This is a genomic window from Halalkalibacterium ligniniphilum (assembly GCF_000334155.1).
Taxonomy (GTDB): domain Bacteria; phylum Bacillota; class Bacilli; order Bacillales; family Bacillaceae_D; genus Halalkalibacterium; species Halalkalibacterium ligniniphilum.
This window is the reverse complement of the sequence record NZ_ANNK01000079.1, coordinates 1-22,964: the sequence shown is the minus strand read 5'-3', so window position 1 is coordinate 22,964 and position 22,964 is coordinate 1. Positions and strand designations below refer to the sequence as shown.

General features: G+C 41.2%; 26 protein-coding genes. All 26 read right to left on the bottom strand.

The window, feature by feature from the left end; genetic code table 11:
* Window positions 1-7: 7 nt before the first annotated feature.
* Window positions 8-712: a flagellar type III secretion system pore protein FliP gene (gene fliP / locus BLT_RS0108290; RefSeq protein WP_017727324.1), complete on the bottom strand. Its 705-nt coding sequence runs from the start codon at window positions 710-712 to the stop codon at window positions 8-10.
* Window positions 709-1,404 carry a flagellar biosynthetic protein FliO gene (locus BLT_RS21635; protein ID WP_017727323.1) on the bottom strand — a complete coding sequence of 232 codons (696 nt, stop codon included), beginning with the start codon at window positions 1,402-1,404 and terminating at the stop codon, window positions 709-711. The genes fliP and BLT_RS21635 overlap by 4 nt, the downstream gene beginning before the upstream one ends.
* 27 nt (window positions 1,405-1,431) lie before the next feature.
* Complete coding sequence (locus BLT_RS0108280) at window positions 1,432-1,794, bottom strand: response regulator (RefSeq protein ID WP_017727322.1); 363 nt, start codon at window positions 1,792-1,794, stop codon at window positions 1,432-1,434.
* Window positions 1,795-1,822: 28 nt separating this feature from the next.
* The gene (gene fliY / locus BLT_RS0108275) at window positions 1,823-3,064 is read right to left on the bottom strand and encodes a flagellar motor switch phosphatase FliY (protein WP_017727321.1); all 1,242 of its coding nucleotides are present in this window, start codon (window positions 3,062-3,064) and stop codon (window positions 1,823-1,825) included.
* Entirely contained in the window at window positions 3,057-4,049 is a 993-nt protein-coding gene (gene fliM / locus BLT_RS0108270) for a flagellar motor switch protein FliM (protein ID WP_017727320.1), read from the bottom strand. The genes fliY and fliM overlap by 8 nt, the downstream gene beginning before the upstream one ends.
* A gap of 40 nt (window positions 4,050-4,089) precedes the next feature.
* On the bottom strand, window positions 4,090-4,521 hold the full coding sequence (gene fliL, locus BLT_RS0108265; RefSeq protein WP_017727319.1) for a flagellar basal body-associated protein FliL: 432 nt from the start codon (window positions 4,519-4,521) through the stop codon (window positions 4,090-4,092).
* Window positions 4,522-4,737, bottom strand: coding sequence for a flagellar FlbD family protein (locus tag BLT_RS0108260; protein ID WP_017727318.1), 216 nt, complete (start codon window positions 4,735-4,737; stop codon window positions 4,522-4,524).
* Window positions 4,738-4,826: 89 nt separating this feature from the next.
* On the bottom strand, window positions 4,827-5,627 hold the full coding sequence (gene flgG / locus BLT_RS0108255) for a flagellar basal body rod protein FlgG (protein WP_017727317.1): 801 nt from the start codon (window positions 5,625-5,627) through the stop codon (window positions 4,827-4,829).
* 82 nt (window positions 5,628-5,709) lie between these two features.
* The gene (locus tag BLT_RS0108250; RefSeq protein ID WP_017727316.1) at window positions 5,710-6,102 is read right to left on the bottom strand and encodes a TIGR02530 family flagellar biosynthesis protein; all 393 of its coding nucleotides are present in this window, start codon (window positions 6,100-6,102) and stop codon (window positions 5,710-5,712) included.
* Window positions 6,103-6,108: 6 nt separating this feature from the next.
* Window positions 6,109-6,636 (bottom strand): flagellar hook assembly protein FlgD, encoded by a 528-nt coding sequence (gene flgD / locus BLT_RS0108245; RefSeq protein ID WP_017727315.1) that lies wholly within the window; start codon window positions 6,634-6,636, stop codon window positions 6,109-6,111.
* 10 nt (window positions 6,637-6,646) lie between these two features.
* Window positions 6,647-7,897 (bottom strand): flagellar hook-length control protein FliK, encoded by a 1,251-nt coding sequence (locus BLT_RS0108240; RefSeq protein ID WP_017727314.1) that lies wholly within the window; start codon window positions 7,895-7,897, stop codon window positions 6,647-6,649.
* 31 nt (window positions 7,898-7,928) lie between these two features.
* Window positions 7,929-8,498 carry a MotE family protein gene (locus tag BLT_RS0108235; RefSeq protein ID WP_017727313.1) on the bottom strand — a complete coding sequence of 190 codons (570 nt, stop codon included), beginning with the start codon at window positions 8,496-8,498 and terminating at the stop codon, window positions 7,929-7,931.
* A gap of 15 nt (window positions 8,499-8,513) precedes the next feature.
* On the bottom strand, window positions 8,514-8,951 hold the full coding sequence (gene fliJ / locus BLT_RS0108230; RefSeq protein WP_017727312.1) for a flagellar export protein FliJ: 438 nt from the start codon (window positions 8,949-8,951) through the stop codon (window positions 8,514-8,516).
* Between the two features lie 7 nt (window positions 8,952-8,958).
* Window positions 8,959-10,272, bottom strand: coding sequence for a flagellar protein export ATPase FliI (gene fliI / locus BLT_RS0108225; protein WP_017727311.1), 1,314 nt, complete (start codon window positions 10,270-10,272; stop codon window positions 8,959-8,961).
* Entirely contained in the window at window positions 10,262-11,074 is an 813-nt protein-coding gene (gene fliH / locus BLT_RS0108220; protein WP_017727310.1) for a flagellar assembly protein FliH, read from the bottom strand. Before fliH ends, fliI begins: the two co-directional genes overlap by 11 nt.
* Window positions 11,067-12,074 carry a flagellar motor switch protein FliG gene (gene fliG / locus BLT_RS0108215; RefSeq protein WP_081599633.1) on the bottom strand — a complete coding sequence of 336 codons (1,008 nt, stop codon included), beginning with the start codon at window positions 12,072-12,074 and terminating at the stop codon, window positions 11,067-11,069. Before fliG ends, fliH begins: the two co-directional genes overlap by 8 nt.
* A 17-nt stretch (window positions 12,075-12,091) precedes the next feature.
* Window positions 12,092-13,672, bottom strand: coding sequence for a flagellar basal-body MS-ring/collar protein FliF (fliF, locus tag BLT_RS0108210; protein WP_017727308.1), 1,581 nt, complete (start codon window positions 13,670-13,672; stop codon window positions 12,092-12,094).
* Window positions 13,673-13,737: 65 nt separating this feature from the next.
* The gene (gene fliE / locus BLT_RS0108205; RefSeq protein WP_017727307.1) at window positions 13,738-14,040 is read right to left on the bottom strand and encodes a flagellar hook-basal body complex protein FliE; all 303 of its coding nucleotides are present in this window, start codon (window positions 14,038-14,040) and stop codon (window positions 13,738-13,740) included.
* 12 nt (window positions 14,041-14,052) lie between these two features.
* Complete coding sequence (flgC, locus tag BLT_RS0108200) at window positions 14,053-14,514, bottom strand: flagellar basal body rod protein FlgC (protein WP_017727306.1); 462 nt, start codon at window positions 14,512-14,514, stop codon at window positions 14,053-14,055.
* Between the two features lie 5 nt (window positions 14,515-14,519).
* On the bottom strand, window positions 14,520-14,918 hold the full coding sequence (flgB, locus tag BLT_RS0108195; protein WP_017727305.1) for a flagellar basal body rod protein FlgB: 399 nt from the start codon (window positions 14,916-14,918) through the stop codon (window positions 14,520-14,522).
* A 481-nt stretch (window positions 14,919-15,399) separates the two neighbouring features.
* The gene (gene codY / locus BLT_RS0108190; protein ID WP_017727304.1) at window positions 15,400-16,179 is read right to left on the bottom strand and encodes a GTP-sensing pleiotropic transcriptional regulator CodY; all 780 of its coding nucleotides are present in this window, start codon (window positions 16,177-16,179) and stop codon (window positions 15,400-15,402) included.
* 20 nt (window positions 16,180-16,199) lie between these two features.
* The gene (gene hslU, locus BLT_RS0108185) at window positions 16,200-17,591 is read right to left on the bottom strand and encodes an ATP-dependent protease ATPase subunit HslU (RefSeq protein ID WP_017727303.1); all 1,392 of its coding nucleotides are present in this window, start codon (window positions 17,589-17,591) and stop codon (window positions 16,200-16,202) included.
* 35 nt (window positions 17,592-17,626) lie between these two features.
* Window positions 17,627-18,169 carry an ATP-dependent protease subunit HslV gene (gene hslV / locus BLT_RS0108180; RefSeq protein ID WP_017727302.1) on the bottom strand — a complete coding sequence of 181 codons (543 nt, stop codon included), beginning with the start codon at window positions 18,167-18,169 and terminating at the stop codon, window positions 17,627-17,629.
* Window positions 18,170-18,193: 24 nt separating this feature from the next.
* The gene (gene xerC / locus BLT_RS0108175) at window positions 18,194-19,108 is read right to left on the bottom strand and encodes a tyrosine recombinase XerC (protein WP_017727301.1); all 915 of its coding nucleotides are present in this window, start codon (window positions 19,106-19,108) and stop codon (window positions 18,194-18,196) included.
* A 59-nt stretch (window positions 19,109-19,167) separates the two neighbouring features.
* A complete protein-coding gene (gene trmFO / locus BLT_RS0108170) occupies window positions 19,168-20,475 on the bottom strand; it encodes an FADH(2)-oxidizing methylenetetrahydrofolate--tRNA-(uracil(54)-C(5))-methyltransferase TrmFO (protein ID WP_017727300.1) in 1,308 nt (435 codons plus the stop codon).
* A gap of 320 nt (window positions 20,476-20,795) precedes the next feature.
* A complete protein-coding gene (gene topA / locus BLT_RS0108165) occupies window positions 20,796-22,868 on the bottom strand; it encodes a type I DNA topoisomerase (protein WP_017727299.1) in 2,073 nt (690 codons plus the stop codon).
* Between the last annotated feature and the right edge of the window lie 96 nt (window positions 22,869-22,964).

Here is a 22,964-nt window from a genome sequence, read left to right as displayed (position 1 = left end):
TCACCCTCTAATTAAAGCTCAACAACAACGATTGGACGACTAAATACCAACCATCCACTAGAACAAACAGTAGGATTTTAAATGGCAATGAAATCATAATTGGTGGAAGCATCATCATTCCCATTGCCATCAACACACTTGACACAATCATGTCAATAACAAGGAACGGTATAAAAATAAGAAAACCAATCTGAAACGCAGTTTTAAGTTCGCTAATGGCAAAGGCTGGAACAAGGGCGGTAAGCGGTACATCCTCTAGCGATTCTGGACGTTCAAGTCCTGCATACCCCATAAATAAAGCTAAGTCTTTCTCCCTTGTATGATTTGCCATAAACTCTTTCATTGGTGCAACAGCTAGATCAAATGCTTCCTCCTGTTCAAGCTCACCATCTAAAAATGGTGTCAAAGCCTGTTCATTCACTTGGGCAAATACAGGAGCCATAATAAAGAAGGTAAGAAATAAAGCAATCCCAATGATCACTTGATTTGGCGGCATCGTTTGAGTTGCGAGTCCCATTCGTACAAATGAAAGGACAATGACAATTCGAATGAATGACGTCATCATAATTAAAATGCTTGGAGCTAAGGACAGTACCGTTAACACGAGCAACAATTGAATCGTTGTTGCCACGCTTGCCGGATCATCCGAAAATAAGTTCGGATCTATGCCTGGAATTTGCGTTAATGAAAGGATAAACGAATGTTCCATCATGATTTGTCCTTCTCCCTTAATGCTTTACGAATGCGTTCTTGTGACTCAGTAACATTAGTAAGCTGTTTAGAAAGTACGTGCTTAAACGCCTGTTGTTCATCTGTTTTTGTTCGTTCATGGTAAGGAGACGTTTTACTTTTCTTCACGCGTCCTTGTATCCATTTCGTCACATTAGAAAGCGGATCATTCAAACTGTCAAACATTTCTTGTTGCCCTGTAAGAATCTTCTCTTTTTCACTCTCATCTTCAATCTCTTTTAGCAATTGTATCGTTTCACCAACACCGACCACGAGTAATCGATCCCCCACTTTAACCAATTGTACAGAGCGATTGGCCCCGAGTGGAACACCGCCAACATTTTGCAGAATCTGTGTCGTTCGAAACGATCGTGTGCGCTTATTAATGAAACGAAAGATAATAAATATAAGAGCGATAACGATAGCAAGTGCACCGAACATTTGCATAAACAACACAAAAACATTTTGATCCGGAAGAGCAGCCCCGGCTTCCTGGGGCTCTTCTTCATTCGTACCAAATGCCGGTCCCGTCGTGGTTCCTTCGTCTGCTTGATTTTGACATTCTTCAAGTAAAGAACCCGACACAGTTGAACAATCTACATCCTCTGCAAAAACGGTTGGCTGGATGAAAAAGAGACACGCCATAAGGAAAAACAAGCCAATTTTACCTAACAATACCTTTCACCCTTTCAGCGTTCCATCTCAACCTAATGTTTTCTTAATCGCTTCTAAGACCCGGTCCGCTTGAAATGGTTTCACAATAAAATCTTTTGCCCCAGCTTGAATGGCATCAATCACCATCGCTTGCTGCCCCATGGCAGAGCACATAATCACTTTAGCATTTGGGTCATACGCTTTGATTTCTTTTAATGCTGTAATACCATCCATTTCTGGCATCGTAATGTCCATCGTAACAAGATCTGGAGAAAGCTCCTTATATTTTTCAACAGCTTGTGCTCCATCTATTGCCTCACCTACGACATCGAACCCATTTTTTGACAAAATATCTTTAATCATCATGCGCATGAAAGATGCATCGTCTACGATTAAAATTTTCTGTCCCATCTGCTTTATGTCACCCTTTCTAACAAGACTATTTCAGCTTCCGAATTCGATCTTCTTGACTCACAATATCTGTGACCCGGACACCGAAGTTTTCATCAATCACGACGACTTCACCTTTAGCAATAAGCTTTTGATTTACTAATATATCCACAGGCTCACCTGCCAATTTATCCAGCTCGATAATTGAACCTTGACTAAATTCGAGAATTTCTTTAATCGAACGCTTTGTTCGTCCAAGCTCAACCGTTACTTGAAGTGGTATATCTAGGAGCATATCAAGATTTTTTGCTTCTGATGCTGATAGCTCAGGTACCTCAAAGCTTGAAAAAGCTGCAGGCTGTACATTAACATGGCGCTGTTGGTATGGTGAGCCTAGCTGTTGCTGTGTACGTTGCTCATATTGTGGTTGCTGCGGCGGCTCTTCAGGTACTGGATAATCCTGACGACTTTCTTGACCGTACATCGCCTGGGTTTGTGGTTCTGGTTGGTGCGGAGTTTGTGGTTCCACAGCCATTGTTGCAGCCGCCTCATTCATTTGCATCTGTTGTTCCACTTGTTCACCACCAGGGTTCATAAGGTCTTCCACCAATGATTTGGCAAACGGAACCGTCACAAGCTGCATAATTGTTGAATCAATCAATTCACCAACCTTTAGACGAAATGATACTTTAATTAAAATATCGTCTTGTGGAAGATTCCCCGTTCCTTCATCATTTCGAATATCCATTAAATCAATGCCAGGTGGAGAAATATCAACTTTTTTGTTGAACACAGTGGACATTGATGTGGACGCTGAACCCATCATTTGATTCATTGCTTCTTGGACAGCACTCACATGCATTTCACTCATATCTTCTGACGGATTTGTTCCATCTCCTCCAAGCATAAGATCAGCAATAATGGCTGCATCCTTTGTTTTAATCACGAGTAAATTCATACCTTCAAAGCCTTCAGTATACTCTACGTGTACAGCAACATGCGGATGGGGAAATTCATTTTCTAACAGGTTGCGGCTAATCGCTGTAACATGAGGTGTCGTAATATCAACTTTTTGATTTAATAACGTAGACAGCGCCGTTGCAGCACTTCCAAATGAGATGTTCCCAATTTCTCCTAATGCATCTTGTTCTACCTCAGAAAGATAGTCTGTCACTTGTAATGTCTTTGCAGCAGTAGATTGCTCAGTATCCTCTACTTGGTCGTCATCGTCTGCTCCGACTCCTTTTAATAGCTCATTAATTTCATCTTGGGACAGCATATCGTCATTCATCGTATTCCGCCTCCTCAATCACCTCTGTCACCTGGACAGCAACGTGATTTTTCAATTTGCCTGGCTGTGCTAGGAATTTCTTCCAGCCGCCGACATTTACTTGTAATGGTTGATTAATTGGTTGATTAAGCTCAATTACATCTCCTACATCTAATTGGAGAAATTCTTGAATTGTTATTTCCGAACGGCCTAGCTCTGCTTGAACGAGTAAAGGTGCTTGACGTACTTTCCGTTCAATCGCCTCTTGTTCACCAGCTTGCCGTTGCTTTTTCTTTTCCTGCATCCAGTAATGCACGGAAAGCTTAGGTAAAATATCCTCTAACACAACATGAGGCAAACAAATATTGATCATGCCTGACGTTTCAGAAATGGTTGTAGACAGTGATATCACAACGACCGTTTCATTCGGCGAAACCATTTGTAAAAACTGTGGATTGACTTCAATATCTGACATGATTGGATCAAGCTCAATGACGGAACTCCATGCATCTTGAAAGCTATCAAGCGTCCGCATAAATAATTGGGACATGATTCTTGTCTCAATTTCCGTTAAATTTTCAACTTTATTGATACTAACCCCTTTTCCACCGAGTAAGCGGTCAAGCATTGCGTAGGCAATGTTTGGATTCACTTCCATTAAGAAGCGCCCATCGAGTGGTGCCGGTTCAAAAACATTCAATATCGTCATTGTCGGAATAGAGCGAATGAACTCTTCATAAGGCAATTGGTCAACGGACGCAACCGAAATTTGAACAAAGGTGCGAAGTTGTGCAGAAAAATAAGTCGTAAGCAATCTCGCAAAATTTTCGTGGATTCTTGAAATGCTCCGAATCTGGTCTTTAGAAAAGCGCAACGCACGCTTAAAATCGTAGACCTTTATTTTCTTTTCAAGTTCCTCTTTTTTTAGTTCATCAGCATCCATTTCTCCAGTAGAAAGTGCCGATAGCAAGGCATCAATCTCACCTTGTGACAAAATGTCAGCCAAGAGGCTCACCTCTCAATCTGTGCAATCTTACCTGTTTCATTTATTGAACAACCCACTGCGTCGTATAAACTTTTACGACAGCACCGGTTTGCATCAAGCGATTAATCTCTTCTTGAAGCTCAGCTTCAAGAGTGTCAATCCCCTCTGGACCGACTAAATCTGTCGCTTCTTTTCCAGCTAAACTACGAATAATAATGTTTTCCACTTGGAAATCACGCTTTTGAATTTCCTCCAAGGCATTTTTGTTGTCCACATGGATCAAAAACTTTGCGCGAACAAAATCATTGGAACGTAAATTTGTCGTAATTTCCTCTGTCTCAAACGACAAGGAGACAATATCGTCAATCGTTGGTTCAGCATATGGGTTAACTTCGGCACGAAACTGATTCACAAGCACAACGGATACAACTCCGACCAACGTTAACGCAATGAGTATGATGAGCATGATGTTTACAAGTTTATTTTTAAACAATTACGAGCCCTCCACATCTTTAAGATGAGTTGCGATAAGTCCTATTTGTTGAAAACGTTGGTTGATTTTATTTAATACATCTTCTAAATCATCTCGAACAACAATTTTCTTTCCACTTGTCAGCGTAATTGTCGTATCTGGAAAAGATTCAACCTGTTCGATTAACATAGCATTAAGAAGAAACGTTTGTCCGTTAAGACGTGTTAATTTAATCATAGGAAAATAGGAAGGGCTAGGAGTCTACCTAGCCCAAACCTCCTTATCATAAGATAATGTTGCTTGAGCACATCATGTACCCTTTTTACTTAACGTTTTAAGTTAACAAGCTCCTGTAAAATTTCATCTGATGTTGTGATAATTCTCGTATTCGCTTGGAAACCACGCTGTGCGACAATCATCTCCGTGAACTCTTCTGAAAGGTCCACATTGGACATTTCAAGCGTACCAGCGACTAATACTCCTGTTCCGTTATTTCCAGGTGTTGCTGTTTGTGCAGGTCCTGAGTTAGCTGAAACTTGATAAAGATTTGTACCTTCTTTTGTTAAGCCTTCAGGGTTTGCAAAATACGCCAGTTCAATTGTATCTGCCACTACTAGTTCACCTTCGTTTGCTCCTTCTCCAGAAATATATCTAACCACCCCATCTTGACCGATACTAAAGCTTTGTGCAGTAGCGGGTATGGTTATATTTCCATTCACTCCTTGTAAGAAAAGACCATTAGAATTAACAATTGCTCCATTTTGATCCAAATAAAAGTTTCCAGCTCTAGTATAGTAAGTCGTTCCCCCATCTTGAACTTGAAAATATCCATTTCCAGATATACCTAAATCAAGTTCGCGGTTCGTATTTTGTAAACTTCCTTGAGTATGGATCGTATCGATGGAAGCAAGCTGCATCCCTAAGCCAACCTGCCTTGGATTCACACCACCACGGCCTGCGCCCGGAGCACTGGCTCCTGCAATTTGCTGACTGACCATATCTTGAAAGGTCGTCCGTCCTTTTTTATAGCCAAAAGTATTAACGTTCGCAATGTTGTTACCAATAACGTCTAGCTTCGTTTGGAAATTTCGCATTCCAGCAATTCCTGAGTACATTGAACGTAACATCGTTTAGTTCCTCCTTTTTTTCGGCGGCTGCTTCTATCATTCCACAGCCTCGGCTTCCTTTCGGTCCAGCCGTACTTCTCTTTTATTCGTCAATGATAATCGTACCATTGATGTTCGTGAAAATTTGGTCCTTTGCTTCCTGTCGATCTAATGCGGTTATGACCGTTTGATTTCTTGCACTTACAACGAGTGCTGCTTCATTTGTTAGCACGAGAGTTTCTTGGAGCCCTTTGTCCTTCGCTTCCGCGACTTTCTTTGAAATCCGCATCCAAGTTGCCTCTGTCATGGTGATACCTCTTGCTTCCATTCGCTGTTCAGCATGCTTGCTTAGTTTCAATTTTTCAGGCTTTGCAAGCTCTGCCTGCAATAGATTGGAAAAAGTTTCTATCTGTTTTTCTCTAATCTGCGGTCGCTTCTTTAACGCATGAAGCTGTTGAAGCGAATGGATGGAGGTTGAACCAATTCGTGGGTCCAATCGTCATTACTCCTTTCCTTCAGAAACAGCTCCTGTCTCAGCTCCTTCTTGTCCACCTTTATTTTCTTCATTCTTATCGGCTGCTTTGCTTACTTGAACTAGCTGTTCACTGCTAATCCAACGACCATCATCTAGCTGGAGACGAATGGTCCCATTCCCTTCCCGCCTTACGGAAGTAACAAGGTTATCTGCATACTCTACATGTTGCCGATATTCGTCCACATCAACATAACGCATCCACTTTACTTCTTTGCCAATGAGTTCACTATGCTGGACAAGCGTTTGGCTCATTTGCATATCGACAAATCTTTGCATCGAACTACTCATATTTGTCATTTGCTCTAAGGACGAAAACTGCGCCATTTGAGCAATGAATTCCCTATCCTCCATTGGATTCAACGGATCCTGATTAGAAAGCTGTGCCAATAGCAAACGCAGAAAATCATCTTTCCCTAAAACATTTTGGCCTGTTTGCCTTTCTTGAGCGGGTCTATTTTCATAAAAATATGACTCACTAATTCCGTTGGTTGACATCTAATCACTCCTAGACCTGTTCATCAAAGGTCAATTCTTCAAGAAATTCTCGAAACGTTGCTCGTTCTTCCTGCTCCTGTTGCTGATCATGGCGTCGTTGCTCACGCTGCTGTTGTTGCTGTTGCTCTTTTCCTTGCTGTTGAAGCCATTGTTGCTGCTGTGTTACTTCAACTCGGTCGACGTTTAGCTGCTGTTGCGTGAAGGCATGTCGTAATTGATGAAGCTGGGATTCAAGTAGCTCTTTCGACATTTGTGTAGAGGTCATAATTTTAGCAACAATCGCTCCTCCCACTTTTGTTAACAAAATGTCGAGACGCCCTAAATGTTCAGGATAGAGCTTTACCGTTAATTGACTCGCACCATTTTGAAGCTGAGTGAACGTTCCTCGTTGGAGAATTTGTTGAAATTGTCTTAGAAACTGTTGCTGCTGCACCTCTTTCGGTTGCTGCTCTCCAAGATGAATGACTTGCTGCTGTGTTCGACTTAACGCCTGTCCAAGCTCTTGGCCATTTTGTGTAAGCTGCAGACCTTGCTGAGGCCGCCCATCCGTTTCTAGTGGGATAAAACGGAATGGAAATCCTGTTTTAGCTTCCTCTCGTCCAGTTGCACCACGGATGGCTTCTAAAAAACTTGCAACATCTGACTTCAAACTAGGCGCTTTCTCAGACAGCTCTTTCACCTGCTCCATCCAATGCTTTGCCAACTTTTCGAATGACTGTTCGCTTTGACCACGTAAAAACGGAAAGGTTTTTTCCAATTGTTTTATCATCTCCTGCTGTACTTCTTGGAAGGCTCCTCCTTGTATGAATGTTTGTTGATTTTGTCTTTGAAGGAGAACAAAGAAGGCTGCAAGGACACCTTCCTCCATCCCTACTTGCTGAAATTGTTCTGAAGTAAAAGGCTCTTTTTGCTGGAGCATTGCTTCAATGTTTAATTGCCATTCGATCGGAAGCTGTGCGAGCATTTCCTTTACCGTATCGTTTGCAAGAACATCACCGGAAGTATAAGCCCATTCGTTTAATAAGTCATAAAAAGCTTGTAATCCTTCTTCGGTTTCGACTTCATTTGTTAGTAACATAGGAAGGCCATTGAGAGGTAGACCTTGAAATTGAAGTCCTTCTTCAGAGGATAATAATTCACCAAGCAAATGAGTAAATTCCGTATTAGATTGTGCCTGTTCAGCCAGTTGCGCTTTACTTGCTGGTGTAGTCATTAATGCTTTTGAGCCTGCATTTTGTAGGAACATCATAGCTGGTATCATCTCTTTTTCACCTCCTTTCTAGTCACTTCGATTATTGACTAGCCAGTCTTGTTAAGATTTGGGCTGCTTTTTCTGGATCCATTTTCGACAAAATATCAGCTCTAGCATCTGTTGACAATTGCGACATGTGAAGGAGCGCTTCATCAATATCCATTTGATCAAAAATACTCGCTGCGTTTTTCCCAGACATTGCTTCATAGGTTTGTGCCAGACTTTTTAGCTCTTGCTCAGATTGATTCGCAAGTTCTTGCTCAATTTCTAAGCGTTGTTCAAGCTGATCTCGTTCTGCTCGAATCGTCGCAATTTCTTCATCCCTGTCTGTCACCTCTTGTTGAAGCCGTTCGATCTCTGCCTGCTGCTCATAAATTGTTTGCTCGTATTCTTCGATGTTCACCTCTTCGACTGCTTCTTCCTCTTCTTCCTCAGAAAAATAGCTTGAGACGAACGGAATGTTCGTTCCAATCTCTTTTGCACGATCGACGACATTAAAACCTAAAATTGACATAATCACAGCAAATAAGATTGCTGCAAAGACCGTTGGAATGAAGATAACGAGGAAAAACCATTGAAACTTACTATATCTTTTCTCGTTTTCACTCATAAGGTTCACCTAATTTCAACGTTTCACAAATAATTGAATCGACAGCTCATCCATGACTTGCTGGTCCATTCGTTTTTCTTCCAAGAGATATTCTTCATATTTTCGTTCTTTCATTTTTTCATACTTTTTCATTTCAATGGTCATTTCTTGCAAGTCAAGCTCCTTCCGCTTCATTCGCTCCCTTGCAAGATGTGTTGTTCGCTGCTGCTTCTCAATCTCACGTTGAAATCGTAATAAAGAAGTTTCACTTTGCTGCAATTCAAAAATGGAGGTTCCTTGGCTAATCTTCGTACGTGCTTGGGCTTCGTACTCTTCTTTTTGTTTTAATAGATTGTAAAGCCTCGTTGCCACATCCTCAAAGATTTTCGTTGCTTCTGTATATTGAGCTTCTAGTTCCATTTTTTGACGTTCTTTTAGCTCCAGTACTTTTTGCAACGTAAATTCAAACGACAACTTTTATTCACCCTTCCCCAAAGATGTTCATCAGTTGAGCAATCGCTTCCTCTGCGTTCGTTTGTTCATCCGTTTGTTGCTTGATAAAATCAATGATTTCAGGATAACGAAGAATTGCTTCATCAATCTCTTTTGATGAGCCTCGCTTGTAGGCCCCTATATTAATCAAATCCTCTGCATCATAGTACGTAGATAATAAGGACCTCAACCTGTCAGCAGCAGCACGATGTCGTGGGTCGACAATGTCATTCATTACACGGCTAATACTTTTTAACACATTAATAGCGGGGAATTGTCCTTTATTTGCGAGCTTTCGGTCCAAGACCAAATGTCCATCTAATATTCCTCTTACAGCGTCAGAAATCGGTTCATTTAAGTCGTCTCCATCGACAAGTACTGTGTAGAAAGCCGTAATGCTTCCTGTTCGATTTGTTCCTGAACGTTCTAATAGTTTCGGTAACATAGCAAAAACAGAAGGTGTGTATCCTTTTGTGGTTGGCGGTTCCCCCACTGCTAAACCTATCTCTCGCTGTGCCATCGCAAAACGAGTTACAGAATCCATCATCAAATTCACATTAAAGCCTTGATTGCGAAAATACTCAGCGATTGCCGTTGCCGTCATGGCTCCCTTTATCCGCATCAATGCAGGCTGGTCAGAAGTGGCAACAACAACAATCGAGCGACGTAAGCCGTCTTCACCTAAGTCTCTCTCAATAAAATCTTTAACTTCCCGCCCCCGCTCTCCTATTAAAGCCAATACATTTACATCTGCTGCCGAGTTTCTCGCCAGCATCGACAAAAGCGTACTTTTTCCAACACCACTTCCAGCAAAAATTCCAATCCTTTGACCTTTTCCCACAGTAAATAGGCTATCAATTGCACGAACACCCAAACTCATCATTTCTGTGATTCTTGGTCGTTCTAAAGGATTCGGTGGATCGTTCTCTGTCTGAAACGGTGTTAAGCCTTTCGGTAGCTTCTCACCACTGAGAGGCTGACCACACCCATCAATGACTTGACCGATTAAATTTGAGCCAACTTTAATTTCTAACGGTCGACCAGTCCCCTCAACAAGACTTCCAGGCGAAATGTCAGTCGTCCCATTCAATGGCATTAATAAAACATGCTCGTCCCGAAATCCGACAACTTCAGCTCTCACTTTCGTTTGTCCGTGTTTTCCCGTAATGATATAGCAAAGATCACCAATAGAGGCTTGAGGACCTTTCGATTCAATTGTAAGACCGACGACTTGTGTCACTTTTCCATACTTCTTGTAAGGAGAGAGGGTAGGTACGATATTGACTAACGACTTAACGTTCATCGTTACCCTCCTTCAATTTTTCCAGTAGCTGCTGCTTTAATTCTGAAAGCTGACTATCAAGTGACGCATCAATTCTTCCAAACTTTGTTTCAACCGTGCAGCCATTTTCCGGAAGTGTTGCATCAGGATAGACATAGAGCATCTCTTGATGGCCGATAATACCACTCAGCTCAATTTTTTGTTGCAACGTTCGTTCGTACCATTTTGGATGGACAAACACATTTACTTGATCATGCTCGCGAACTTCCTGAATGACTTGTTTAACGAGTCGATCCCACAATTGCTCGTCTTCCAGTAGTTTCGTTTCAATAATCCGCTGACAAAGAGCAGCAGCAAGTTCTATAATGACTGGTTCCGCCTCTTCGATTGTTTCAAGATAGTCTTTTTTGGCTAGATCAACGAGAATTTTCGCTTCAGAAATTTGTTCACTGTAGCTTGCTTCTCCTGCTATTTGACCTTCAGAGAAGCCAGCCTGATAGCCTTGCTCTTCTGCTGCTTTACGGGCGTTCTCAATTTCTTGCTGTGCACGTTCTTGTCGTGCTTTCATCTCTTTTTCAATGAATTCCTTTTGTTGCTCGGCCTCTGTCACAATCGCTTTTGCCTTCTCTTTTGCTTCAGCAAGCTGTTTGTTGATCGCTTCGGCTACTTCCTCTTGGCTAGGAAGATCATAGACTGGCTCTTCCAGCTCGTCTTTCTCTATTTCAAGAGAAAAATCTCGTTCGAGTAAAATGGTTCGTAATTCGATGACTTTCGACTCTGTTTTCGTTTCGCTAAGGTATGATGTCTTAATGATTTTAGACAATAATATCATCCCCTCCGCCACGAGCGATGACGATTTCACCCGCCTCTTCTAAGCGACGAATCGTGGCAACAATTCTTGTCTGCGCCTCCTCAACATCGCGAAGCCGAACAGGCCCCATGAATTCCATTTCCTCTTTAAACGTTTCTGCCATCCGTTGTGACATATTACTAAAGACAATCTCTTTTACTTCTTCACTAGCAACCTTAAGGGCAAGTTGTAGATCTTCATTTTCAACATCGCGGATCACTCGCTGTATTGAGCGATTATCCAAGGTAACAATATCTTCAAAGACAAACATTCGCTTCTTAATCTCTTCTGCAAGCTCAGGATCTTGAATTTCTAAAGCATCTAAAATCGTTCTCTCTGTACTGCGGTCAACACTATTGAGTACTTCTACTACTGCTTCAATTCCGCCAGCATCCGTATAATCATGCGTTGCCGTCGCCGAGAGCTTCTGTTCCAAAATCATTTCCACTTCATTTACAATCTCTGGAGACGTACTATCCATTAAGGCAATCCTTTTTGCAACATCCGCTTGAACTTCTTGTGGTAGTTCAGAAAGTATTTGTCCTGCTTGCACCGATTCTAAATAAGAAAGAATAAGAGCAATGGTTTGCGGATGTTCATTTTGAATAAAATTTAGAATTTGTGATGGATCGGATTTTCTTGCAAAATCAAATGGACGTACTTGTAAAGTCGAAGTGAGACGATTAATAATATCCATCGCCTCTCCTTCGCCTAGTGCTTTTTCAAGAACACTTTTTGCGTAGCCAATCCCACCTTGAGATATATAATCTTGGGCCAGCACAAGTGAATGAAATTGTTCTAAAACCTCTTCCTTTAAATGACTCTCTACTTTCCTAACACTCGCAATCTCTAAAGTCAATTGTTCAATTTCTTCTTCGCTTAAATGCTTATACACCTGTGCAGAGACATCCGGCCCGAGGGAAATAAGGAGGATCGCTGCTTTCTGTCTCCCTGTTAACTCTTTACTCGCCATTGCCACACCTGACCCTCCTAGTCCTCAGATAACCATGTTCGAAGTAGTTTTGAAAATTCTTCTGGCTTTTCTTGAGCCATTTTTTCAAGCTGTCTGCGTTTTGTCGCAGAAATGCTCATATCTTCCTCTGGTAATTCCGGCACTTCTTCTTGCGCTTCTTCTGTTTCTTCTAAAGCGATATCTTCTGTTGTTTGCTTCCGTTTTCTAAGTAATAGGAAGAGTAAAACGGCAATGATAGCAAGAAGTGCACCACCGACAATATACATCCACATTGGAATCGCCGTTTGAACTTCTTGGTCAACTTCGACCTTTCCATTAAATGGTTGTGAAGAAACAAAGATCTTTTGGTTTAGCTCTTCATCTGTTAGTTCATCGGCATAAACTCCCGATATACTTGTCCGCACAACCGTGCTTAATATTTGTTGAATCTCATCGATTCGTTGTTGCTCTAATTCCTCTTCACCATCAGGGGGCTCAACCATGACTTGAATCCCTAAATCGCGAATTTTATAGGGACTTTCCACAATGTCACGACGTATTCGGTTTACTTCATAATTAATCCGCTCTTCAGCAGATTCATATTCGTAAGGACCCGTTCCAGCAGCACCTACGTAATTCGGAATTTCATCTCCAGTACCAACAACGCCACCTGCTTCAGTTCCTTCACCACTATAGGCTTCGTTTATGTTTTCCACACTAACAGCTAAGCCTTCCATGTTTTCTTCATCGACCGGCTCAACGAGCTCTTCCTGACGATTCTCTTGTGTGAAATCTATGTCAGTCGTAACAGATACGAGAACTTTATCTCTTCCCATCATCGTACCGAGCATTTGCTGGAGATTTCTCGTTAGATCCCGTTCAATATCTCTTTTAATCTCACGTTGTTGTTCATAGGCTGATAAGGTTGAATTTGAACTATTTTCATTTTCGTACGGATAATCCTCAAACATTTGGTTCGTTATGACGATATTTTCTATAGGGAGGTTTGGGACACTCTTTGAAACGAGATGATAGAGTGCCCGAACCTGGTTTGGTTGGAGCTCGTAGCCAGGCGCTAGATCAACAACAACAGAGGCCGTTGCACTCTGCTCAGGGTCCGCAACCCATACGCTTTCTTCCGGTAACGTAATCATAACGTTGGCTTGATTAACACCTTCTACATTTCGAATCAAATTTGCTAGCTCTGTTTGCATTGCAGCTCGCTCGATGACAGAAAATTCATTATCCGTCATCCCAAAGCCTACTTGATCTTTAAAGAAGGAGTAATCAATGCTTCCACTTTGAGGCAATCCTTCAGCAGCTAATTCTACTTTCAATGTATCTACTTGCGTTTCTGGAACAAGGATCGACGTTCCATTTGCTGAAACCTGTGAAGCAATCCCTCTCGCATCTAATGTTTCTTTAATTTGGCCCGTTTCTTGCAAAGTCAAATTACTATATAATGGCACGAAACTTGTTCGATTTCCTAAAAAAGAAAGGACCGCTACTAAAGCAACGATACCTACTAGCGAGCCTAAAAAGATTCCTTTTTGCGTCCTTGTTCGATTTTTCCAGTATTCTCTTGCACGCTCTAAAAATTGCTTCACTTTCTCATTCATACCTTCACGGGGCCTCCTGCCATACACCTAACAATCTTTGTCTTATGCTAATTATTCTTTAACTCTTATACTTGCATTCGCATAATTTCTTGGTAGGCTTCAATTACCTTATTTCGGACCTCCACAGTTGCTTGTAAGGCAATCGATGCTTTTTGACCAGTGATCATGACATCATGTAGATCATCAATTTCACCTTTTGCTAATCGTTCTGTTTTGTTTGAGGATAAATTTTGTAGGTTATTTACATTATTAATAGCGTCATTTAAGGCTTTTTTAAATGTATCCTGTGCCTCTGCCGGTGTATACTGACGAGGGCTGTTAGGTTGTATCGTGTTAAGAAAAGGTGATTGATTTACACGTATATCCAATGCTCAGTCCTCCTAACGTCCAATTTCCAATGCTTTCATCAGCATGTTTTTTGACGCATTTAACGTCGTTACGTTCGCTTCATACGAGCGAGTTGCACTCATTAAATCTACCATTTCACGCAAAGGGTCAACATTCGACATTTGAACATAGCCTTCTTCATTTGCATCAGGATGCTCAGGGTTGTAGACAAGCTTAAACGGGGTCTGATCTTCCACAATGGCAGATACTTTCACTCCATTCCCAACACTGCTGTGACTCGATTGACTCATCGCATTATGTAAATGTGCAGCGAAAGGTTGTTTTTCATTCGGCTGCATCACGACCATTTTTCTACGATATGGCTGCCATTCTCCATTCACAAACCTAGCTCTCGTTGATTCTGCGTTTGCCATATTCGCAGAAATGACATCCATCCGAAGTCGTTGGGATGTCAAAGCAGAGGCGCTAGTATTAAGGCTGTTAAAAATCGACATCTCTTCTACCTTCCTCCTCGAATGACTGATTGCAGACTATTAAAACGACCATTTACTCGATCAATTAGCGCATTATAATAGATTTGGTTTTGGGCCAACTCTGCCATTTCCAAATCAATATCAACATTATTGTTGTTATGGTTATACATTGTATTTCTGACACTTTCGACATAGGGCTGCTGGTGGGAGCGACCAAATTCATAGTGACGTTCGTCGGTACGCTTCGCATGCAACCGTTGACGTTCAAGGGCATCGTTAAATACATGTTTAAAATTAACCTGCTTCGCTTTGTAATTAGGTGTATCGACATTGGCAATATTTTGAGAAATAACTTTTTGTCGAAGTGAGGAAGCATCCAACCCTCTTTCTAGAGCAGAAAAAGAAGCGCCAGCAAACAAATTCATTCCATTCATCCTTTCAAACTGGAAAGTGAAACTTTCCGAAAAATGGATTTTTTATCATTCGACATTCTTAGTCATTTTTTCATTAGTTTATAGGATGAATTTTATACAATTCGTCCTCAAATGTCTAATAGGTATACAAATGTTTCATTTTTCGATAGGAAAGCCCTAACGAAAAATATGGACTATAGTCACAAAAAGTCGAAAAGACTCAAGGTGCTTTATTTTATCAGGTGACATTTGGCACGGATTAGGCCGTTTTTTGGTGATTTTTTACCAATAATGTCGATTGAAGTCTATTCTAATCTTACATGATTGCGGCTTCACATGAAACATCTTCCAATCAATTTTTTCTTCTAAATTTACTTTTTTTTATACAATTTCAATCATTTTTCATAATTTTCTCCTCGGAAATGACAAAAGCTGACAAACTTTACAACATTGTAAAGTTTGTCAGCTTTTTGCCTACCGACAATTGTTTTATTTATTTCGCCTTTAATTTTTCAAGCTCTAGTAAAAATTTATCGTTAAGAACTTTAATATACGTTCCCTTCATTCCTAAAGAGCGAGATTCAATAACTCCTGCACTCTCCAGCTTTCGAAGAGCATTTACAATGACTGAACGAGTGATCCCAACTCGGTCTGCAATTTTACTTGCGACTAGAAGCCCCTCTTTTCCGTCTAGCTCTTCGAAAATATGTTCAACGGCCTCTAGCTCACTGTAGGAAAGAGAGCTGATTGCCATTTGTACAACGGCTTTACTCCGTGCTTCCTCTTCAATTTCTTGGGTTTTTTCATGAAGGATTTCCATACCTACAACTGTTGCACCATACTCTGCAAGCACTAAATCATCATTATTGAACGACTCGTTCAAACGAGCAAGGATAAGTGTACCTAGACGCTGTCCCCCTCCTAAAATAGGAACAATCGTCGTCAGACCTGTTTGAAACAAATCTTTGTTCTCTACAGGAAACGCTGTATATTCACTATTAATGTCAAGGTTTGCTGACGTTTCATCAATTTTGAACAATCCGGCCGTATACTCTTCTGGAAATTGGCGGTCTTCTAACATTTTCTTCATACGGTCGTTTTCAATTTCTTGGTTGATTGAAAAGCCTAAAAGCTTTCCACGGCGACTAACGATAAACACATTTGCGCTAATAACCTCACCTAATGTTTCAGACATATCTTTAAAATTAACATGCTGTGCACCAGATTTTTGTAACATCTCATTAATTTTTCTTGTTCTTGATAATAAATCCATTGTAAAAACGCCTCCTAAAATTATAAAATGTATTGGCTTAAATCTCGATTTTTTGCGATCGTTGCTAATTTTTCTTCTACATATGCTGGGGTAATCGTGATTTCCTCTAGCGTTACTTCTGGTGCTTCGAAAGATAAATCTTCGAGCAATCGTTCCAACAATGTATGAAGTCTCCTGGCCCCAATATTTTCAGTTTCTTGATTCACTTCCGTTGCAATTGTCGCAATCTTACGAACAGCTTCGTCAGTAAATCGAACTTTTATACCTTCCGTTTCTAAAAGTGCCGCATATTGTTTTAAAAGGGCCTGGTCAGGCTCTACTAAAATACGGACAAAATCATCCACTGTTAAATTCTTCAATTCAACACGAATCGGGAATCTCCCTTGTAATTCGGGAATTAAATCTGAGGGTTTTGCAATATGGAAGGCCCCCGCCGCGATAAATAAAATGTGATCCGTCTTAACTGGCCCATATTTTGTGACAACAGTTGAACCTTCGACAATTGGTAGGATATCCCGTTGTACACCTTCTCGTGAGACATCAGCTGATTGCTGACTTTTACCGCAAACTTTGTCGATTTCATCTATGAAGACCATACCCAATTGTTCTGCTTTTGAAACAGCTTCTTGCGTCACCTCATCCATGTCGATTAGCTTTTGGGCTTCTTCTTCAATGAGAACTTTTCTCGCTTCAGAAACAGTCAATCTGCGTTTTTTTCTTTTTTTGGGAAGCATACCACCGAGCATTTCCTGCATGTTCATCCCCATTTGTTCCATGCCGGCGCCTTGGAACATATCAAATAAGTTATGGGACTGCTCTTCAATTTCGACCTGAACATAGTGATCCTCGAGCTCACCTAAGGCAAGCTGGTGGGCTACTCTGTTGCGGCGGTCTTTAATCCCCTCTTGTTCTACAGCGTCATCCATGTCTTTCTGGTCTTGCTGTTGTCCAAAAATCATTTCAAACGGATTTTTGTAAGCTGCTTGTTTTTTTTCGGATGGTACAAGAAGCTCAACAAGTCGCTGGTTCGCTTGTGTTTCTGCTTCTGGACGAACATCCTTTATTTTTTCCTCTTTCACCAAACGAACAGATGTTTCCACAAGATCACGAATCATCGCTTCCACATCACGGCCGACATATCCAACCTCTGTGAATTTTGTCGCTTCAACTTTTATGAAAGGTGCTCCAACAAGCTTTGCTAAGCGGCGAGCAATTTCCGTTTTACCTACACCTGTCGGACCAATCATTAAGATGTTTTTTGGAGTTACTTCATCACGAAGCTTTTCATCAAGCATGTTACGTCGGTATCGATTCCGAAGTGCGATCGCCACAGAACGCTTCGCTGCATCCTGCCCAACAATATACTGATCGAGTCGTTCAACGATTTGTCTTGGTGTTAACGCATTTTTCATGTCATCATCCTCCACGCTATCAATCTAATCGACCGTTACAGTTCTTCTACAACTAAGTTTTGATTCGTATACACACAAATCTCACCAGCGGTTTCCAAAGCTGCTGTGGCAATTTCTTTGGCAGACAAAGTTGGAGCATGCTTTTTTAATGCTCTACCTGCAGCTAACGCATAATTACCACCAGAGCCAATCGCAAGAATCCCATCATCTGGCTCGATCACTTCACCTGTTCCTGATATGAGCAGCAAATGTTCTTTGTTCATCACGATCAACATTGCTTCAAGACGCCGTAACACTTTATCACTACGCCATTCCTTTGCGAGCTCAACAGCTGCGCGCTGGAGGTTTCCGTTATACTCTTCTAATCGTCCTTCAAATTTCTCAAATAGGGTAAAGGCGTCCGCGACTGAGCCAGCAAACCCAGCTAATACGTTCCCATGATAAATTTTGCGAACTTTCTTAGCCGTATGCTTCATCACAACTGCATTTCCAAATGTAACTTGACCATCACCAGCCATGGCACATTGATCGTTATGATGCACCGCAAAAATTGTCGTAGCATGAAAAATAGCTTCCATCACCATTTCCTCCTTCAGCCCCATTCATCCTTTTGCGCGCGGGTGATGGGATAAGTAAACATCTCTTAATCGATCCTTTGTTACATGTGTATACACTTGTGTCGTAGATAAATGCTCATGACCAAGCAATTCTTGCACAACTCGGAGATCAGCCCCGTTATTTAATAAATGTGTTGCAAAGGTATGTCTAAGATCATGAGGTCGAATACGGTTTCGTAATGCTGCTTTTTCCATGCACTGATGAAGGATTGTTCGCACACTTCTTTCAGACAATGGTCCTCCACGGTAATTGAGAAAGAGCCGATCTGTTTGCTGTTTCCCCTTCTCCAGCAGCTTAGGGCGACCTGATTTCAGGTACATGCTCAATGCATCACATGCAAATGAACCAACAGGTACATATCGTTCTTTGTTTCCTTTTCCTGTAACGAAAACCGTACCAATTGAAAAATCTATGTCCTTGATCGATAATTGGCAGCATTCACTAACACGAAGACCAGAAGCGTAAAGAAGTTCAAGCAACGCCTTGTTTCGTAAATCCAATGGCTTTTCCCCTTCAAAAGCAGAAAATAGCTGCTCCACTTCCGCTTCATAAAGGAAGTTTGGTAAACGAGTGCTTCCTTTGGGTGTATGGGTCATACTGAAAGGATTTTCAGTAACAAGTTGTTCTCTCAGTAGAAATTTATAAAAACTTCGTAAAGAGGATAGCTTTCTTGCCACGGTATTTCGTGCGTATTTTTTTTCAAACAGACTCGTTAAATACTGACGCACATGAGCATACGAAACAGCAGCAAACGAACTCGTTAAATGCTGCTTCATGTAATCATAGAAGTGTTCAAGGTCGCGTTTGTAATTTGTTACTGTATGCATGGAATGATTTTTTTCGACTTGGATAAATCGTAAAAAATGGTTCATCCATTCCTGTCCTTCGGCTTTTTCCACATTACCACCTCACAGAGCTACTAAATTCTATCACATCTTAGTAGCCCTCGCAAGATAATTTACATTTTTTTCACAAAATTCTGAATTGCCTGTAATGCTCGTTGTGCAAGCTTTTCATTTCGTTCTTTTTTCTGCCGAATGCTTTCTTCAAGTGGTGGCAGCAATCCAAAATTCGCATTGATCGGCTGGAAATTATTAGGGTTAGCCGTTGTGATGTAATGGGCCATACTACCAAGTATTGTCGTTTCAGGGAAGGTTAATACGTCCTTTCCATTCACAAGACGAGCGGCATTCAACCCGGCTATTAAACCAGCTGCTGCTGATTCAACATATCCTTCTACCCCTGTGATTTGCCCGGCAAAAAACAAATCATTACGCTCCTTATATTGATATGTCGGCTTAAGCAAATTCGGTGAATTAATGAACGTATTACGATGCATGACACCATATCGAACAATTTCCGCTTGCTCCAATCCAGGAATTAATTGAAGGACTTCCTTTTGTGGACCCCATTTTAAATGGGTTTGAAAACCGACGATGTTATAAAGCGTACCTGATGTATTATCTTGGCGAAGCTGAACAACTGCATATGGCCGTTTTCCCGTTTCTGGATGCTCTAATCCTACTGGCTTCATCGGCCCAAACAATAATGTTTTTTTGCCACGCTTTGCCATCACTTCAATTGGCATGCAGCCTTCAAAAAAGATTTCTTTTTCAAATTCTTTCAATGGCACAGTTTCAGCCGAAATTAACGCCTCATAAAAACGATTAAACTCATCTTCCGTCATCGGACAATTTAAATAAGCAGCGTCCCCTTTATCATAACGAGATTTTAAGTACACCTTATCCATGTCAATGGAGTCTGTTTCAATGATTGGTGCTGCCGCATCATAGAAATAAAGGTACTCTTCCCCCGTTAATGCTTGTAGCTCTTTGGATAAGGAAGGAGAGGTTAGTGGGCCCGTTGCAATAATCGTTGGCCCTTCTGGAATCCCTTGTATTTCTTCATTAAATACCGTTACATTCGGATGATTCCGTACTCGCTCTGTAACAGCTGCAGCAAATTCATGGCGATCAACAGCCAGAGCACCGCCTGCTGGCACTGCGCTGTCATCCGCTGCGCCGATAATGACAGAGTCTAACTGTCTCATTTCTTCTTTTAGTACACCGACGGCATTCGTTAATGAATTCGCGCGAAGGGAATTACTGCAAACAAGTTCAGCAAATTTATCAGTATGATGGGCAGGGGTTTGCTTTACTGGGCGCATTTCATATAAATGCACTTGAACACCTTGACGAGCTAATTGCCAAGCCGCTTCACTTCCAGCCAAGCCTGCACCGATCACGTTGACTGTCTGGTTTGACATTTTAAGTCCTCCGTTCATTCAACACGGCGAGCTTCACCGCATGATAGTAAATACGAATTTGCTATTCATGATCCATTTCTTCTTTTCTTGTTTTTTAACAACCTCAAGGACATCAAACCCCCAATTAAAGGCCGCGCTTTAATAGGGGGTTATCTAAAAGCGGGGACAAAGCTCCACTTGACTTGTCCCACTTTTTAAAAAAAGCTAAGGGCTTATAGCTCAAGGCCTCTAACATCATAATCGATTTTATCGAAACCTTCAACCATTAAATATTGAAAAAAAGAACTTGTCATACAATTGCCACGAATGTAGAGCAATCTCTAATTGACCTCTTCCTTGTAGTCACATGATACGCATTGCACGTTGACACCTTTTTTCGTTTTCTTCTCCACGAGTAGGCCCGAGCATTTCGGACACGGGCGAGAAATTGGTTTATCCCATGAAACAAAATCACATTCTGGGTAGCGATCACACCCATAAAATGTACGACGTTTTTTGCTTTTACGCTCTACAATATTACCTTCTTTACAGGTAGGACATTTGACTCCGATCTCTTTAACGATTGCTTTTGTGTTTCGGCAATCTGGGAAATTTGAACAAGCCATGAACTTACCATAACGCCCCATTTTATAGACCATTTCATGCCCGCATTGTTCACAATTTTCTCCAGCAGGTTCATCCTTAATTTCTACTTCTTTCATTTGTTCTTCCGCTACTTTTAAACGCTTCTCAAATCCTTTATAGAAGTCGTCAATGATTTCAATCCACTCATGCTGACCTTCTTCAATCGAATCAAGATCATTTTCCATTTTTGCCGTAAACTCAACATCAAGGATCTCAGGGAAAAATTCAGTGATGAGCTCTAAAACAATTTCTCCAAGTTCGGTTGGGACAAAGCGCTTTTCATCAAGAGCAACATAGCCACGTCTTTGAATCGTATCGAGTGTTGGAGCGTACGTTGAAGGACGTCCAATTCCTAGCTCCTCCATTGTCTTTACAAGCCGGGCTTCTGTATACCTTGGTGGCGGCTGGGTAAAATGTTGATTTGGTTCGATTGCTTCATTCTTTACCTTTTGTCCTTCTTGTAGATTAGGAAGCAGTCGATCTTCCTCTTTTTTCCCGTCATCATTTCCTTCAATATACACTTTCATAAAGCCAGGGAACTTTACTTTCGACCCTGTTGCACGGAATTGAACACCTTCGTTCGTCATATCAACGGTCATTGTATCCATCACCGCAGGAGCCATTTCACTTGCTACCATTCGTTCCCAAATCAATTTATAAAGACGGAACTGATCACGGGAAAGGTAGCTTTTAATAGTCCTTGGGTCATTGTACACCGACGTTGGCCGAATCGCCTCATGGGCGTCTTGAGCCTTCTTATCCTTCTTCGTCACTCTTTTTTCTTTTCTGGAATAGTCTTCTCCATATGTTTCTTCAATGTATTGCTTTGCTTCCGATTGCGCAAGCTCAGAAATTCGTGTCGAATCGGTACGCATATATGTGATGAGACCAACAGTGCCTTCTTTGCCTAAGTCGATTCCTTCATAAAGCTGTTGTGCAATCATCATTGTTTTCTTGGCTCTAAAATTCAGCTTACGTGCGGCTTCCTGCTGTAATGAAGAGGTTGTAAACGGAGTGACAGGATTTCGTTTCCGTTCTTTTTTCTTCACAGATTCAACGAGGAACTCCTCTCCTTTTAGCTTGGCGAGGACGTTTTTGACCTCATCCTCTGAATGAAGTTCAACTTTTTCACCATTCATCCCGTAAAATTTCGCTTCAAAGTTTTCTCCATTTAAAGAAAATGAGCCTTGAATGCTCCAATATTCTTCAGGAACAAAAGCTTGAATCTCTTTTTCTCGGTCGATAATCATTTTTACAGCAACGGATTGAACACGTCCGGCGCTTAATCCTTTTTTCACTTTCTTCCATAATAATGGGCTAATGTTATAACCAACAAGTCGGTCAAGCACTCGTCTTGCTTGTTGAGCATCGACTAAGTCCATATTTATCGGTCGCGGTGTTTTAAATGCATCTTTTATGGCTTGTTTTGTAATTTCATTAAAAACAACACGACAGTCAGATTTTTCATCAATATCTAAACTATGGGCGAGATGCCAAGCAATCGCCTCACCTTCTCGATCGGGGTCAGCCGCTAAATAGACTCGTTTTACTTTTTTGGCGGCAGTTTTTAGTTCTTTTAATACAGGCCCTTTACCACGAATCGTAATATATTTGGGGTCATATTGTTTTTCTATGTCTACACCCATTTGACTTTTGGGTAAATCACGAACATGCCCCATTGAGGCTTTTACCGTATATTTTTTACCTAAATACTTACCAATCGTTTTCGCTTTGGCGGGAGATTCAACGATTACTAAATAATCGGCCATGTACGGTCCTCCCCCTTTCAGAATAAATTAAAATCTTCCTCATTATTAAACATACTTTCTTCTTTTGTCAAACATTACTTAGAAATGGGCGGTTTT

What these genes read in the sequence shown, in the direction of transcription:
- fliP (WP_017727324.1), bottom strand. Translation starts at nt 712, where the DNA reads ATGATGGAACATTCGTTTATCCTTTCATTAACGCAAATTCCAGGCATA.
- BLT_RS0108280 (WP_017727322.1), bottom strand. Translation starts at nt 1,794, where the DNA reads ATGGGACAGAAAATTTTAATCGTAGACGATGCATCTTTCATGCGCATG.
- fliY (WP_017727321.1), bottom strand. Translation starts at nt 3,064, where the DNA reads ATGAATGACGATATGCTGTCCCAAGATGAAATTAATGAGCTATTAAAA.
- BLT_RS0108260 (WP_017727318.1), bottom strand. Translation starts at nt 4,737, where the DNA reads ATGATTAAATTAACACGTCTTAACGGACAAACGTTTCTTCTTAATGCT.
- flgG (WP_017727317.1), bottom strand. Translation starts at nt 5,627, where the DNA reads ATGTTACGTTCAATGTACTCAGGAATTGCTGGAATGCGAAATTTCCAA.
- flgD (WP_017727315.1), bottom strand. Translation starts at nt 6,636, where the DNA reads ATGTCAACCAACGGAATTAGTGAGTCATATTTTTATGAAAATAGACCC.
- BLT_RS0108240 (WP_017727314.1), bottom strand. Translation starts at nt 7,897, where the DNA reads ATGATACCAGCTATGATGTTCCTACAAAATGCAGGCTCAAAAGCATTA.
- BLT_RS0108235 (WP_017727313.1), bottom strand. Translation starts at nt 8,498, where the DNA reads ATGAGTGAAAACGAGAAAAGATATAGTAAGTTTCAATGGTTTTTCCTC.
- fliI (WP_017727311.1), bottom strand. Translation starts at nt 10,272, where the DNA reads ATGAACGTTAAGTCGTTAGTCAATATCGTACCTACCCTCTCTCCTTAC.
- fliG (WP_081599633.1), bottom strand. Translation starts at nt 12,074, where the DNA reads ATGGCGAGTAAAGAGTTAACAGGGAGACAGAAAGCAGCGATCCTCCTT.
- fliF (WP_017727308.1), bottom strand. Translation starts at nt 13,672, where the DNA reads ATGAATGAGAAAGTGAAGCAATTTTTAGAGCGTGCAAGAGAATACTGG.
- flgC (WP_017727306.1), bottom strand. Translation starts at nt 14,514, where the DNA reads ATGTCGATTTTTAACAGCCTTAATACTAGCGCCTCTGCTTTGACATCC.
- flgB (WP_017727305.1), bottom strand. Translation starts at nt 14,918, where the DNA reads ATGAATTTGTTTGCTGGCGCTTCTTTTTCTGCTCTAGAAAGAGGGTTG.
- codY (WP_017727304.1), bottom strand. Translation starts at nt 16,179, where the DNA reads ATGGATTTATTATCAAGAACAAGAAAAATTAATGAGATGTTACAAAAA.
- hslU (WP_017727303.1), bottom strand. Translation starts at nt 17,591, where the DNA reads ATGAAAAATGCGTTAACACCAAGACAAATCGTTGAACGACTCGATCAG.
- hslV (WP_017727302.1), bottom strand. Translation starts at nt 18,169, where the DNA reads ATGGAAGCTATTTTTCATGCTACGACAATTTTTGCGGTGCATCATAAC.
- trmFO (WP_017727300.1), bottom strand. Translation starts at nt 20,475, where the DNA reads ATGTCAAACCAGACAGTCAACGTGATCGGTGCAGGCTTGGCTGGAAGT.
- topA (WP_017727299.1), bottom strand. Translation starts at nt 22,868, where the DNA reads ATGGCCGATTATTTAGTAATCGTTGAATCTCCCGCCAAAGCGAAAACG.